The sequence below is a fragment of the Streptomyces sp. NPDC059785 genome (assembly GCF_042732375.1).
Lineage (GTDB): Bacteria > Actinomycetota > Actinomycetes > Streptomycetales > Streptomycetaceae > Streptomyces.
Window position 1 is genome coordinate 1 of the sequence record NZ_JBHWHV010000059.1, and the last position, 14974, is coordinate 14974.

Below are 14974 nucleotides of genomic sequence, written 5' to 3' on the forward strand. Positions count from 1 at the left end.
CGCCCGGTTACATTCCGAACCCGGAAGCTAAGCCTCACAGCGCCGATGGTACTGCAGGGGGGACCCTGTGGGAGAGTAGGACGCCGCCGAACTAATATTGATAGAGCTGGTCCCCGAACTTCGGTTAGGGGACCAGCTCTTTTTTATTGTGTGTCACTTGGTGTTCACGTTCCGCGACGAGCATCCGACACATGGGTACTGCTGCAATGCTCAGAGCCGCGGGCGTCGGATCCGGCGACGAGGTCATCGTGCCGGCCTTCGGTCACGTGGAGATCGCCGAGGCCGTGACCCAGGCCGGTGCGCTGCCGGTCTTCGCCGACATAGATCCCGCCACGTACTGCCTCGACGTGAGTGCGGTCGACGCGGCCGTCACGTCGCGGACCGCCGCCGTGGTCGTCGTACACCGCTTCGGCAGGCCGGCCGACATCGCCGGGCTGCACGCGGTGGGCCAGCGGCATGAGCTGCTGATCCTGGAGCACGGCGAGTCCGAGGCGCCGTACGACGAGATCGCGCAGCGCAGGGAGCGGGCCGCCTATCTCGACGGGCGGCTGAGCGGGGTGCGGACGCCGGCGGGTGGGGACGGGCACACCTATCAGCAGTACGTGGTGCGCGTGCCCGGCAATGGGCGGCCGGACCGGGACGCCTTCGCTCGGGCCGTCCGGGCGCGGGGAGTCGACTGTGGGGTGCCGGTGAAGACGCCCGTGCACCGTATGCCGGGATTCCGGCAGGACATATGCCTTCCCGAGACCGAGCGGGCCGCGGACGAGACGCTCGCGCTGCCGGTCGACGCGGCGCTGACGCGGCGCGAAATGCAGCGGATCGTGTCCGCCTGCAATGCGCTCGGCGGGTTGTTGCAGCCGGCCTTCTGAGCGGGCCGACCGGGCAGCGGGAAGTGGTTGGGCGCACCCTTCTGTTCGGGGTATGATCTATTCCGTTGCCGCGGGGGAAACCCCGAAAGGCGACAGGCCCCCATAGCTCAGTCGGCAGAGCGTCTCCATGGTAAGGAGAAGGTCAACGGTTCGATTCCGTTTGGGGGCTCCGAAACAAAAGGCCTCCGCCCTTTCGGGCGGGGGCCTTCGTCGTGTCCGGGCCTTTCCCGTCAGTCCTTGTGGTGGCCCGGGACGCGCATCGCGAGGATCGCCATGTCGTCGGACGGGGCGTCGGAGGCGAAGCGTTCGACGGCACGCATGATGCGTGCGGCGACCGCGCCGGCCGTCAGGCCCGTACAGGTCGTGAGGACGTCGGACAGGCCGTCGTCGCCGAGCATGCGGGTGCCCTCGCGGCGCTCGGTGACCCCGTCGGTGACGCACAGCAGGACGTCGCCCGGGTCGAGCGTGACCGTCTCCTCGTACAGCTCCAGGTCGTCCATGACGCCGAGGAGCGGCTGGGGTTCGGCGGCCGGTTCGACCGTGCCGTCCTGGCGGAGGCGGAGGGGGAGCGGGTGGCCGGCGCAGACCACCTTCAGGACCGCCGAGCCGTCCTCCTGGGGCCACAGCTCGCCGTACAGGAGGGTGAGGAAGCGGCTGCGGGCGCCCTCGTCGAGGATGGCGGAGTTCAGCCGCTCCAGGACCGCGGGGCCGCCGAAGCCCTCGCGGGCCAGGAGGCGCAGGGCGTGCCGGGCGAGGCCGGTGACCGCCGCCGCCTCCGGGCCCGTACCGCAGACGTCGCCGATGGCGAAGCCGTAGGCGCCGTCGCGGATGGGGAAGAGGTCGTAGAAGTCGCCGCCGACCTCGTTGCCCTCGCCGGCCGCGCGGTAGATGACCTCGACCTCGACGCCGTCGACGTCGGGCAGTGGCTCCGGCGGCAGGAGGCTGCGCTGGAGGGACTGGCTGATGGCGGTGCGCTCCGAGTACAGCCGGGCGTTGTCCAGGGCCAGGGCGGCCCGTCGGGACAGGTCCTCGGCCAGTTCGAGGATCTCCTGCCGGAAGTGTTCGTCCGAGGGCTTGCCGAGGGTCAGCATGCCGATGACGCGGTTGCGGGCCACCAGGGGGAGGACGACGGTCTCGCCGCCGACGGCGGAGGCGGTGGCGAGGGTGGGGCCGATGCCGGAGCTGACCGGGGGCTGTTCGCCGAGGCCGAGGCTGCGCATGGAGGTGCGCAGCGCCGCCTGGTGGGCTGCCTCCGCGGGGGCGGACCAGACGCGGGCGCCGGGGGTCGGCACCGGGTCCGGCGGGGCGACCTTGGCGAGCAGCGCCTTGAGGCCGTCGATGCGCTCCTCGTCCTCGTGCAGCACGTACGACAGGTAGGGCTCGGAGGCCTGGTCGGCGATCGTGTAGACGGCGCACCAGGTCGCCAGGGTCGGGACGGTCATCTGAGCCATCAGGGCCAGCGTCTGGTCCCGGTCCAGGGTGCCGGCGAGCAGGTCGGAGGCCTCGACGAGGAAGGACAGGGAGCCGCGGCGCAGCCGCTCCAGCTCGCCGAGGCGGGCGGACTCGACGGCCAGGGCGATGCGGTCGGCGGCGAACTGGAGGCGCAGCGCCTCCTCGTTCGAGTATCTGCCCGCGCCCTCGGCCGCGACGCCGAGGGAGCCGGTGAGGCGGCCCTCGACCTTGAGCGGGACGGTGACCACGGAGCGCATGCCGGTGCCGTTCAGCAGCGGAACGGCGCCGGGTACGGCCATGAGGTCGTCGTGGACGGCGGGCATGCGGGCGGAGCCGTAGCGGCCCGGGCCCGCCTCGACGGGGACGCGGGCGAACCGCTGGCGGGCGGAGGGCAGGCCTGTCGAGGCCCGTACCTCGAGTTCCGTCTCGTCGTCGGTGGCGAGGAGCAGGAACGCGGAGTCGGCGTCGAGCATGTCGCGGGCGCGCTCGACCGTGCGCTGGAGCAGGCCGTCGAGGTCGTCGGGGGCCGGCGAGCCGATGAAGATCTCGAAGGGGTCGGCCGTCTGCGTCTCGGGCAGGGCGGCCGGGTCGCCGGCGGAGCCGCGCAACGGGGTCTGCAGGACGGCCCGTTCGTGGTTGCGCACGAGGAGGCAGACCGTGGACGGTTCGCCGTCGGTGTCGCGGACGCGGAGGTGGGAGGCGTACACCGGGGTGACGCGGCCGTTGGCGGCGCGCAGGCCGTAGCTGCCCTCCCAGCGGGAGAGCTGGAGCGCCTCGGCGATGCCGGTGCTGGTGCCGGGGGTGTGCGGCCAGGCGGCGAGGTCGGTGAGAGGTTTGCCGATGACCTGGTCGGCGGTGTAGCCGAAGAGCTCCTCGGCGTCCTCGTTCCAGGCGGCGATGGCGCCGGTGCGGTCGATCTGGACGACCGCGACGCGGACCCGGCCGTCGGCGAGCGGCAGCAGGTCGGCGGGCAGGGAGGGGCCGGCGGCGCGGGTGCCGACCGGGCGCTGCGGAAGGTCGAGCTGGAACCAGACCTGCTTGTGGGTGGGGGTGTACTCGACGCCCCAGCGGCCCGCAAGGGCGGCGCAGAGCTGGAGTCCGCGGCCGCCCTCGCGGTCGGGGCTGCCCATGTCGGCCGGGGCTCCCTGGAGTGGAACCTCGCGTTCTGGGTAGCGGTCCGCCACCTCGATGCGCACGCCTTCCTCACTGCGCAGACACAGGACGTCCGCGGCCGTGCCCGCGTGCACCACGGCGTTGGTGACCAGCTCGCTGGTGAGGACGACCGCGTCGTCGACGATGTCGGCGAAGCCCCAGCCCTGGAGGGTGTCACGGACGAAACCACGGGCGATCGCGACCGACCGTCCCACGGGCTCGAAACTGGCGGCCGCGCGCGCGGTGATCACAGAACTCCTCGTGCGGTTGTCGGCGGGCGGGCAGTCGTCGTGCGTCCGCTCCTGCCGGGGCAGGGGCTGGTCCCCCGTGGGCCGGGGATCCTTCGGCGGTCCCCCAGGATGCAGTCCGGTGGTCATGGTGCGGCGCCCCTCCGATGCCTGCCCGCTCGTGCTCGTGCCACCGCCCAGACCGGACGACACCGGCACGGCTGGACAGCCGCATGCAAGGTTACTTACCTTCGCCGTCCATGCGGATGCCGGTCACCAGTGTTTCCGTCCAGAGGGTGTGCGGACGATGTGCGAAGCTGCCGAACTGTTATGGCCTGGTTCGGCCGGGGTGAAACACTGGGCAGGCTCTATGAGAAGGTCCGGACAGGCCGAGTGCCTTCCGGAACTGCCGAGCAGAAGTACACACGGTACGCCGAGCGGGAGTACCTGAGCACGCAGAGCAGTAATGGTCGACCCCTGCGGGAGGGACACAGTGGAGTCTGGCGCAGCGACGCGGGGCACGGAAGCGCGCGCGAAGGGCGGACAGTCCCCCAGTAAGCAGCGCAAACCGCGCAATGGGACCACCGCGGTGGATACGGCTGCGCTGAACCGGCTGCTGGCGGCTCTCGTGTCGATGCGGGACGGGAATTTCCGCAAGCGTCTGACGGTCTCCGGCGACGGGGTGATGTCCGAGATCGCGGCCGTCTTCAACGAGGTCGCGGACCGGAATCTGCATCTGACGGGCGAGCTGTCGCGGGTGCGCCGCATGGTCGGGCGTGAGGGAAAGCTCACGGAGCGGCTGGAGACGGGCGCCTGCGAGGGTTCCTGGGCCTCGGCGATCGACGCGTCCAACGCCCTCGTCGACGATCTCGTACGGCCGGTCTCCGAGGTCGGGCGGGTGCTGTCCGCGGTGGCCGAGGGCGATCTGTCGCCGCGCATGGAGCTGCGGGCGCAGGCGGCGGACGGGAACGGGCATCCGCTGCGCGGGGAGTTCCTGAAGGTCGGGCGGACGGTGAACAACCTGGTCGACCAGTTGTCGACGTTCACCGACGAGGTGACCCGGGTGGCCAGCGAGGTGGGCACCGAGGGCAAGCTGGGCGGTCAGGCCCGGGTGCGCGGGATGTCCGGTTCGTGGAAGGACCTCACGGACTCGGTCAACACCATGGCGCACCGGCTGACGGCGCAGGTGCGGGACATCGCGCTGGTGACGACGGCGGTCGCCAAGGGTGATCTGTCGCGGAAGGTCACGGTGCACGTGGCCGGCGAGATGCTCGAGCTGAAGAACACCGTGAACACGATGGTCGACCAGCTCTCCTCGTTCTCGTCCGAGGTGACGCGGGTGGCGCGCGAGGTGGGCACCGAGGGCGAGCTCGGCGGTCAGGCGCAGGTGCCGGGCGTGGCCGGGGTCTGGAAGGACCTCACGGACTCGGTGAACCTGATGGCCGGGAACCTGACGGCGCAGGTGCGCGGGATCGCCGAGGTGACGACCGCGGTCGCCAGCGGTGATCTGTCGCGGAAGGTGACGGTGTCGGCACGGGGCGAGGTCGCCCAGCTCGCCGAGACGATCAATCAGATGACCGAGACGCTGCGTACGTTCGCCGACGAGGTCACCCGCGTCGCGAACGAGGTCGGCGCCGAGGGCCAGCTCGGCGGCCAGGCGAACGTGCCGGGCGCGGCCGGGACGTGGAAGGACCTCACCGACTCGGTGAACACGGTCTTCCGGAACCTGACCACGCAGGTGCGGGACATCGCCGCGGTGACGACGGCGGTGGCCAACGGTGATCTCTCGCAGAAGGTCACCGTGAACGTGGCCGGCGAGATGCTGGAGCTGAAGAACACCGTCAACACGATGGTCGACCAGCTCTCGGCGTTCGGTGCCGAGGTGACACGCGTGGCGCGCGAGGTCGGCGTCGAGGGCGAGCTGGGCGGTCAGGCGCAGGTGCCGGGGGCGGCCGGGACGTGGAAGGACCTCACGGACTCCGTCAACACGGCCTTCCGGAACCTGACGGGCCAGGTGCGCAACATCGCGCAGGTGACGACGGCGGTCGCGAACGGCGATCTGTCGCAGAAGGTCACCGTGGACGTCTCCGGCGAGATGCTCCAGCTCAAGAACACCGTGAACACGATGGTGGACCAGCTCTCCAGCTTCGCCGACCAGGTGACGCGGATGGCCAGGGACGTGGGCACGGAGGGCCGCCTCGGCGGCCAGGCCCGCGTGGACGGCGTCTCGGGTACGTGGAAGGAGCTCACGGACTCCGTCAACTTCATGGCGGGCAACCTGACCTCGCAGGTCCGCCAGATCGCGCAGGTGACCACGGCGGTGGCGCGCGGTGACCTGTCGCAGAAGATCGACGTGGACGCGCGCGGGGAGATCCTGGAGCTGAAGAACACCATCAACACGATGGTCGACCAGCTCTCCGCGTTCGCGGACCAGGTGACACGAGTGGCCCGTGAGGTGGGCACGGAGGGCCGGCTCGGCGGCCAGGCGCAGGTGCCCGGCGTGGCCGGCGTGTGGCGCGATCTGACGGACTCCGTGAACGGCATGGCGGGCAACCTCACCGCCCAGGTGCGCAACATCGCGCAGGTCGCCACGGCGGTGGCGCGCGGTGACCTGTCGCAGAAGATCGACGTGGACGCGCGCGGGGAGATCCTGGAGCTGAAGAACACCCTCAACACGATGGTGGACCAGCTCTCGAACTTCGCCGAGCAGGTGACGCGGGTGGCCCGCGAGGTGGGTACGGAGGGCATGCTCGGCGGGCAGGCCGAGGTGCAGGGTGTCTCCGGCACCTGGAAGGACCTCACGCAGTCCGTGAACGGCATGGCCAACAACCTGACCATCCAGGTGCGCAACATCGCCGAGGTCACGACCGCCGTCGCCAAGGGCGACCTGTCGAAGAAGATCACCGTCGACGCGAAGGGCGAGATCCTCGAGCTCGTCACGACCGTCAACACGATGGTCGACCAGCTCTCCAACTTCGCCGAGCAGGTCACGCGCGTGGCCCGTGAGGTGGGCACCGAGGGGCAGCTGGGCGGTCAGGCGCGGGTGCCGGGCGTCACCGGCATCTGGAAGGACCTGAGCGACAACGTCAACGTGATGGCGGCCAATCTGACCAGCCAGGTGCGCAACATCTCGCAGGTCGCGACCGCGGTCGCCAACGGCGACCTGACCAAGAAGGTCACGGTCGAGGCGAGCGGCGAGGTCGCCCAGCTCGCGGACACGGTCAACACGATGGTCAAGACGCTGAGTTCGTTCGCCGACCAGGTCACGCGGGTGGCCCGCGAGGTGGGCACGGACGGCATCCTCGGCGGCCAGGCACGCGTACCGGGCGTCTCCGGTACGTGGAAGGACCTGACCGAGTCCGTGAACGGCATGGCGTCGAACCTGACCGGCCAGGTGCGCAACATCGCGATGGTCACCACGGCCATCGCCAAGGGCGATCTGACCAAGAAGATCGACATCGACGCGCGCGGCGAGATCCTGGAGCTCAAGACCACCATCAACACGATGGTCGACCAGCTCTCGTCCTTCGCGGAGGAGGTCACCCGGGTCGCCCGCGAGGTGGGCACCGAGGGCCAGCTCGGCGGCCAGGCACGCGTGCGTGACGTCGACGGCACCTGGCGCGACCTCACCGAGTCGGTGAACGAGATGGCCGGGAACCTGACCCGGCAGGTGCGCGCCATCGCGCGCGTGGCGACCGCCGTGACCCGCGGCGACCTGAATCTGAAGATCGACGTGGACGCCTCCGGCGAGATCTCGGAGCTCCAGGACTACATCAACAAGATGATCGCCAACCTGCGCGACACCACGATCGCCAACAAGGAGCAGGACTGGCTCAAGGGCAACCTTGCGCGCATCTCCGCGCTGATGCAGGGCCGCCGCGACCTCGACGACGTGGCCTCGCTGATCATGAGCGAGCTGACGCCGGTGGTCTCCGCCCAGCACGGCGCGTTCTTCCTGTCCATGCCCCTGGTGGACACCGACGCGGTCGGCGAGGATGCGTACGAGCTGCGGATGCTCGGCTCCTACGGGTACTCGATGGGCTCCATGCCGACGTCGTTCCGGCCGGGCGAGGCGCTGATCGGGACGGCCGCCAAGGAGAAGCGCACGATCCTCGTGGAGAACGCGCCGAGCGGCTATCTGAAGATCTCCTCCGGGCTCGGTGAGGCGCCGCCCGCGCAGGTCATCGTGTTGCCGGTGCTGTTCGAGGGCACGGTGCTCGGAGTGATCGAGCTGGCGTCGTTCACGCCGTTCACGCAGATCCAGAAGGACTTCCTGAACCAGATCGCCGAGATGATCGCGACGAGCGTCAACACCATCTCGGTGAACACCAAGACCGAGGTGCTGCTCAAGCAGTCGCAGGAGCTGACCGAGCAACTGCGCGAGCGGTCGGCCGAGTTGGAGAACCGGCAGAAGGCCCTCCAGGAGTCCAACGCGGAGCTGGAGGAGAAGGCCGAGCTGCTGGCCCAGCAGAACCGCGACATCGAGGTCAAGAACACCGAGATCGAGGAGGCGCGGCAGGTCCTGGAGGAGCGCGCCGAGCAACTCGCCGTCTCCATGCGGTACAAGAGCGAGTTCCTGGCCAACATGTCGCACGAACTGCGCACGCCGCTCAACTCGCTGCTGATCCTCGCCAAGCTGCTCGCCGACAACGCGGACACCAACCTGACGCCGAAGCAGGTCGAGTTCGCCGAGACGATCCACGGCGCGGGCTCCGACCTGCTCCAGCTCATCAACGACATCCTCGACCTGTCGAAGGTCGAGGCGGGCAAGATGGACGTCTCCCCGACCCGGATCGCGCTGGTCCAGCTCGTCGACTACGTGGAGGCCACGTTCCGCCCGCTGACCGCCGAGAAGGGCCTCGACTTCTCCGTACGGGTCTCGCCGGAGCTGCCCGCCACGCTGCACACCGACGAACAGCGGCTGCTTCAGGTGCTGCGCAACCTGCTGTCCAACGCGGTGAAGTTCACCGACACCGGAGCCGTCGAGCTGGTCATCAGGCCGGCCGGCGCGGACGTCCCGGTGGCCATCCGCGAGCAGCTCCTGGAGTCCGGCTCGCTGCGGGAGGCGGGCGACGCACTGATCGCGTTCTCGGTGGCCGACACCGGCATCGGGATCGCGGCCAGCAAGATGCGGGTGATCTTCGAGGCGTTCAAGCAGGCGGACGGCACCACGAGCCGCAAGTACGGCGGTACGGGTCTGGGGCTGTCCATCTCCCGGGAGATCGCGCGGCTGCTGGGCGGCGAGATTCACGCGCAGAGCGAACCGGGCCGCGGCTCGACGTTCACGCTGTATTTGCCGCTGCACCCCAGCGAACTGCCGCCCCAGGGCTACGGGCAGCTCCTCCCGGCCCTGGAGGCCGGTGAGCTGGTCGCCTCAGAGCCGGAGCTCGCCGAGGGCTGCGTCGAGATGCCGGCCGAGGTGAAGTCGTACCAGGAGACGCAGAACGGGCCCGCGGCGCTCTTCCGCAGGCGCCGCAGGACGGTGTCCGACGGGCACGAGCGGCCGCGTCTGCCTGCCCTCGGAACGGCCGCATCCCTGCCCGCGGCGCAGGACCACTGGACGGGCAACGGGCAGCAGCAGGACGCGACGGCGCAGCCGCGCCGCGGCATCCGGTTCGACAACGAGAAGGTGCTGATCGTCGACGACGACATCCGCAACGTCTTCGCGCTCACCAGCGTCCTGGAGCAGCACGGCCTGTCCGTGCTGTACGCCGAGAACGGCCGCGAGGGCATCGAGGTCCTGGAGCAGCACGACGATGTGACCGTCGTCCTCATGGACATCATGATGCCCGAGATGGACGGGTATGCGACGACCACCGCGATCCGTCGGATGCCGCAGTTCGCCGGTCTGCCGATCATCGCGCTCACCGCGAAGGCGATGAAGGGCGACCGGGAGAAGGCCATCGAGTCGGGCGCGTCCGACTACGTGACCAAGCCCGTCGACCCTGATCATCTGCTCACCGTGATGGAACAGTGGATGCAGGAGAGGTGATCGAAGTCCGCCCCGCCGGCCGCCGTTCATGGCCGGATCGCATCGTTCGGCGACCCCGCCGTACGGTCGGCCGGACCCGGGGTGGCATAACTGACCGTGGTCAAGGCAGTGTAGGAACCCGCAATTCGGGGAACCTTCTGGTCCCCTGCTGCGTTTCTGCTACGTGCACAGTGACATCGCGGTGACAGGGTGTGGCGACAGGCGGGGTGCGGCTACCATGACCGGCACAAGGACGGGCGGCGCAAGGGAGCCGTTCCGTGGGGCGGCCCCCGGTGCTTCCCCAAGTCCTTCGGACAGGGGAGGCCCCATGCCGGGGCGAGGAGGGCGGGCCATGGTGCAGAAGGCCAAGATCCTCCTGGTCGATGACCGGCCGGAAAATCTGCTGGCGCTGGAGGCGATCCTCTCCGCGCTCGATCAGACACTGGTGCGGGCATCGTCCGGGGAGGAAGCACTCAAGGCGCTGTTGACGGACGACTTCGCGGTGATCCTGCTGGACGTCCAGATGCCGGGCATGGACGGCTTCGAAACAGCCGCCCACATCAAGCGGCGGGAGCGGACCCGGGACATCCCGATCATCTTCCTCACCGCCATCAACCACGGTCCGCACCACACGTTCCGCGGGTACGCGGCAGGCGCGGTGGACTACATCTCCAAACCGTTCGACCCCTGGGTGCTGCGCGCCAAGGTGTCCGTGTTCGTCGAGCTGTACATGAAGAACTGCCAGCTCCGGGAGCAGGCCGCGCTGCTGCGTCTGCAACTGGAGGGCGGCAAGCCCGCGGTCGGCGAGACCAGGGAGCCGGCCGGTCTGCTGGCCGAGCTCTCCGCGCGGCTCGCGGCGGTCGAGGAGCAGGCGGAGGCGCTCTCCAAACAGCTCGACGACGACGCGGCGGACGCGGCGGCCGTGGCGACGGCAGCCCATCTCGAACGCAAACTCACGGGCCTGCGCAGAGCGCTGGACGCCCTCGAGCCGGGCGCCGGGAACGGCGCTCCCTCGGTGCCCTCCCAGAGCTGAGCAAGCCCCTCAGAGCGCGGGGCAGGGCCCGCCAGGACGTGGGGCAAGTCCCGTAAGGGGCGCGGGCGGTGCCGCCCTCTCCGGCGGTCGCCGGACCGGGTACGGCCGATGAGTCGCCGTCAGTTCCCGTGCCCGTCACCGCCGTCAGTTCCCGTACTTGCCGAAGGCGACACGAACGGGTGAAGCAGTAGGCACACGTGTCCGCTGTCGTCTCCCCCGGTAACCTCACACACATGGCCTCACGTCAGTCCGCAGCCAAGAAGCCGCCCGCGAAGAAGGCGGCCGCTCCGACGAAGGCTCCGGCGAAGAAGGCCCCCGCGAAAAAGGTGGCGGCCAAGAAGGCGCCCGCCAGGCGGGCCGTGGCGAAGAAGGCCCCGCCGAAGCCCGCTCCCAGCCCCACCTCGGGCGTGTACCGGCTCGTCCGCGCCGTCTGGCTCGGCGTCGCCCACGCCATCGGGGCGATGTTCCGCGGTATAGGGCAGGGCGCCAGGGGGCTCGACCCCGCGCACCGCAAGGACGGCGTCGCGCTGCTGCTGATCGCCATCATGCTGATCACCGCGGCCGGCACCTGGTCGAGCCTGCGCGGCCCCGTCGGCGACCTCGTCGAGATGCTGGTGACCGGCACCTTCGGCCGGCTCGACCTGCTCGTCCCGATACTGATCGGCATCATCGCCGCACGCCTGATCCGGCACCCGGAGCGCCCCGAGGCCAACGGACGCATCGTGATCGGCCTGTCGGCGCTCGTCATCGGCGTGCTCGGCCAGGTGCACATCGCGTGCGGCTCGCCCGCGCGCAGCGATGGCATGCAGGCCATAAGGGACGCGGGCGGGCTCATCGGCTGGGGCGCGGCCACCCCGCTGACGTACACGATGGGTGACGTCCTCGCCGTACCTCTGCTGGTGCTGCTGACCGTCTTCGGCCTACTGGTCGTGACGGCCACCCCGGTCAACGCGATCCCGCAGCGGCTGCGGCTGCTCGGCCAGAAGCTCGGCATCCTCCAGTCCTACGACGACGCCGACATTGTCGGGGAGGACGACGAGCGCTACGAGGAGCAGTGGCGCGAGGCGCTGCCCGCGCGCTCGAGGCGGCGCTCGCCCGCCACCCAGGGGTACGACCCCGACGGCGCGGAGCAGGAGGCGCTGAGCAAGCGCCGTGGCAGGCCCCGCCGCTCCGCCGCGCAGCAGCCCGACTTCGACCGGCCGAAGGACGCCGTCGACGTCGCGGCCGCGGCCGCCGCCGCGCTGGACGGGGCCGTGCTCCATGGGATGCCGCCCTCGCCCGTCGTGGCCGACCTCACCCAGGGCGTCCGCGTCGAGCGGGACGGGCACGAGGAGACCACGCCCGTACCCGCCGCGCGCGCCAAGGCCGCCCCGGTCCCGGCGCCCGGGAAGAAGCCCGCCGCCAAGGCGGCCGGGCAGGAGGCGGACGACGCCGAGCGGGTTGTGCCGGACCTGACCAAGGCCGCGCCCGACGAGCACCGGGAGCTGCCCCCGCGCGCGGAGCAGCTCCAGCTCTCCGGGGACATCACCTACTCGCTGCCGTCCCTGGACCTGCTGGAGCGCGGCGGGCCCGGCAAGACGCGCAGCGCCGCCAACGACGCCATAGTGGCCTCGCTGTCGAACGTCTTCACCGAGTTCAAGGTCGACGCCTCCGTCACCGGCTTCACCCGCGGCCCGACGGTCACGCGTTACGAGATCGAGCTCGGCCCCGCGGTGAAGGTCGAGAAGATCACGGCGCTCACCAAGAACATCGCCTACGCGGTCGCCAGCCCCGACGTACGGATCATCAGCCCGATCCCCGGCAAGTCCGCGGTGGGCATCGAGATCCCGAACACCGACCGCGAGATGGTCAACCTCGGTGACGTGCTGCGGCTCGCGGACGCCGCGGAGGACGACCACCCGATGCTGGTCGCGCTCGGCAAGGACGTCGAGGGCGGCTACGTGATGGCCAACCTGGCGAAGATGCCGCACGTGCTGGTCGCCGGCGCCACCGGCTCCGGCAAGTCGTCCTGCATCAACTGCCTGATCACCTCGATCATGGTGCGCGCCACCCCCGAGGACGTGCGCATGGTCCTCGTCGACCCCAAGCGCGTGGAACTCACCGCCTACGAGGGCATCCCGCACCTGATCACGCCGATCATCACCAACCCCAAGCGGGCCGCCGAGGCGCTCCAGTGGGTGGTGCGCGAGATGGACCTGCGCTACGACGACCTCGCGGCGTTCGGCTACCGGCACATCGACGACTTCAACGAGGCCGTCAGGGAAGGCAAGGTGAAGCTGCCCGAGGGCAGCGAGCGCGAGCTCCATCCGTACCCGTACCTGCTGGTGATCGTCGATGAGCTGGCGGACCTGATGATGGTGGCGCCGCGCGACGTCGAGGACGCGATCGTGCGCATCACGCAGCTCGCGCGCGCGGCCGGTATCCACCTGGTGCTCGCCACCCAGCGGCCCTCCGTGGACGTCGTGACCGGCCTGATCAAGGCGAACGTGCCCTCCCGGCTCGCCTTCGCCACCTCCTCGCTCGCCGACAGCCGGGTCATCCTCGACCAGCCGGGCGCCGAGAAGCTGATCGGCAAGGGCGACGGGCTCTTCCTGCCGATGGGCGCGAACAAGCCGACCCGTATGCAGGGCGCCTTCGTCACTGAGGACGAGGTCGCCGCCGTGGTCCAGCACTGCAAGGACCAGATGGCGCCGGTCTTCCGGGACGACGTCACGGTGGGCACCAAGCAGAAGAAGGAGATCGACGAGGACATCGGCGACGACCTCGACCTGCTGTGCCAGGCGGCCGAGCTGGTCGTCTCCACGCAGTTCGGGTCCACCTCGATGCTTCAGCGCAAGCTGCGCGTCGGCTTCGCCAAGGCGGGGCGTCTGATGGACCTCATGGAGTCGCGCAACATCGTCGGCCCGAGCGAGGGCTCCAAGGCGCGCGACGTCCTGGTGAAGGCCGACGAGCTGGACGGGGTGCTCGCGGTGATCCGGGGCGAGAGCGAAGGCTGAGACCGGGGCGGGAGTGAAGGCCGACCGGGACCTGAGTGACGGCTGAGGCAGGGGTGGGAGTGACGGCCGAGGAAATACGGGCGGCCGGTCGAGGCAGGGATGAAACCGCGACCGGCGGGTATCCGAACGTGACCTCTCCGTAAGGGATCCGTGAGCAACCGTTTCCCTTCGGCGTACGTCAAGTTGAGGGAGGGGACAAGCACATGTCCCCACATCAGGATGACCGGCCATTCTGATGGCGTACAAAGTCCTACCGCCCGGTTGCCCCACCCTTTCGTACCCCCCATAGACTGAACTTCCAGCACAGGTGGCTACACGCTCGAAAGGCGCCCCCGTGTCCATCGGCAACTCCCCCGACGGCAATTCACCCGAAGAAGAGCGTCCGTTCGAAGAAGAGCGCGAGGCGGAACGCCCCTCGATCGGTCACGCCCTCCGGCAGGCGCGCATCGACGCCGGACTGACCGTCGACGACGTCAGCAACGCCACCCGGGTCCGCATCGCCATCGTGCACGCGATCGAGCAGGACGACTTCGCCCCCTGCGGCGGTGACGTGTACGCGCGCGGTCACATCCGGACCCTGGCGCGTGCCGTGCACCTCGATCCCGAGCCCCTGCTCGCCCAGTACGCCGAGGATCACGGCGGGCGCCCCGCACCCACCCCGGCCGCCCCGCTGTTCGAGGCGGAACGGATCCGCCCCGAGCGCCGCGGGCCGAACTGGACGGCCGCCATGGTGGCCGCGATCGTCGCGGTGATCGGTTTCGTCGGGTTCACCCTGGTCAAGGGCGGCGACGACAGCGACTCCAAGACCCAGGTCGCCGAGGGCTCCACGCCCACGAAGTCCAAGGTGACCAGCAAGCCCAGCGCGACGAAGACCACCGACCCGAAGCCTGACCCCTCGGACAGCGCCATCGCGGCCGCGCCCCAGGACAAGGTCACGGTCCAGGTGAGCGCCACCGACGGCCGCAGCTGGATCTCCGCCAAGGACCACAACGGCCGCATGCTCTTCGACGGACTCCTCAAGCAGGGCGAGTCGAAGACCTTCCAGGACAGCACGAAGATCAACCTCATCCTCGGCGACGCCGGCGCCATCCAGCTCTACGTGAACGGCAAGCAGATCGAGGACGACTTCCAGCCGGGTCAGGTCGAGCGGCTGACGTACACGAAGGGCGACCCCGAGGTCGGCTGAGGACACCGGGGGCGCGTGCGATCACGGGGTTGGCCAGGAACGGCCAACCCCGTCGACGTGGGCTGTCAGCGGGACGAAGTAGTCTTGA

General features: G+C 69.9%; 6 protein-coding genes, 1 tRNA gene and 1 rRNA gene. 7 read left to right on the forward strand and 1 reads right to left on the reverse strand.

The genetic code is table 11. The annotated features are described in order from the left end of the window. The 3 genes from rrf to ACFV6E_RS33680 all read left to right on the forward strand — a co-directional run. Positions 1–92 (forward strand): 5S ribosomal RNA (rrf, locus tag ACFV6E_RS33670); the annotation flags it as partial. A gap of 114 nt (positions 93–206) precedes the next feature. Continuing rightward, positions 207–869: a DegT/DnrJ/EryC1/StrS family aminotransferase gene (locus ACFV6E_RS33675; RefSeq protein WP_385164736.1), complete on the forward strand. Its 663-nt coding sequence runs from the start codon at positions 207–209 to the stop codon at positions 867–869. Between the two features lie 96 nt (positions 870–965). After that, a tRNA-Thr gene (locus tag ACFV6E_RS33680) sits at positions 966–1038 on the forward strand. Positions 1039–1099: 61 nt separating this feature from the next. Here the strand turns inward: ACFV6E_RS33680 and ACFV6E_RS33685 are convergent. Next, positions 1100–3850: a SpoIIE family protein phosphatase gene (locus ACFV6E_RS33685; RefSeq protein WP_385164624.1), complete on the reverse strand. Its 2751-nt coding sequence runs from the start codon at positions 3848–3850 to the stop codon at positions 1100–1102. 343 nt (positions 3851–4193) lie between these two features. On the opposite strand from ACFV6E_RS33685, the gene ACFV6E_RS33690 reads away from it, so the two are divergent. The 4 genes from ACFV6E_RS33690 (at position 4194) to ACFV6E_RS33705 (ending at position 14886) form a co-directional block, all read left to right on the forward strand. Further along, the gene (locus ACFV6E_RS33690; RefSeq protein ID WP_385466908.1) at positions 4194–9692 is read left to right on the forward strand and encodes a HAMP domain-containing protein; all 5499 of its coding nucleotides are present in this window, start codon (positions 4194–4196) and stop codon (positions 9690–9692) included. A gap of 331 nt (positions 9693–10023) precedes the next feature. Then, the gene (locus ACFV6E_RS33695) at positions 10024–10704 is read left to right on the forward strand and encodes a two-component system response regulator (protein WP_385164628.1); all 681 of its coding nucleotides are present in this window, start codon (positions 10024–10026) and stop codon (positions 10702–10704) included. 233 nt (positions 10705–10937) lie between these two features. Continuing rightward, positions 10938–13700, forward strand: coding sequence for a DNA translocase FtsK (locus tag ACFV6E_RS33700; protein ID WP_385466911.1), 2763 nt, complete (start codon positions 10938–10940; stop codon positions 13698–13700). A gap of 334 nt (positions 13701–14034) precedes the next feature. Further along, positions 14035–14886, forward strand: a complete 852-nt coding sequence (locus ACFV6E_RS33705) for a helix-turn-helix domain-containing protein (protein ID WP_385164633.1) — start codon at positions 14035–14037, stop codon at positions 14884–14886. Positions 14887–14974: the final 88 nt, after the last annotated feature.

What these genes read in the sequence shown, in the direction of transcription:
- ACFV6E_RS33700 (WP_385466911.1), top strand. Translation starts at nt 10,938, where the DNA reads ATGGCCTCACGTCAGTCCGCAGCCAAGAAGCCGCCCGCGAAGAAGGCG.
- ACFV6E_RS33675 (WP_385164736.1), top strand. Translation starts at nt 207, where the DNA reads ATGCTCAGAGCCGCGGGCGTCGGATCCGGCGACGAGGTCATCGTGCCG.
- ACFV6E_RS33695 (WP_385164628.1), top strand. Translation starts at nt 10,024, where the DNA reads ATGGTGCAGAAGGCCAAGATCCTCCTGGTCGATGACCGGCCGGAAAAT.
- ACFV6E_RS33685 (WP_385164624.1), bottom strand. Translation starts at nt 3,850, where the DNA reads ATGACCACCGGACTGCATCCTGGGGGACCGCCGAAGGATCCCCGGCCC.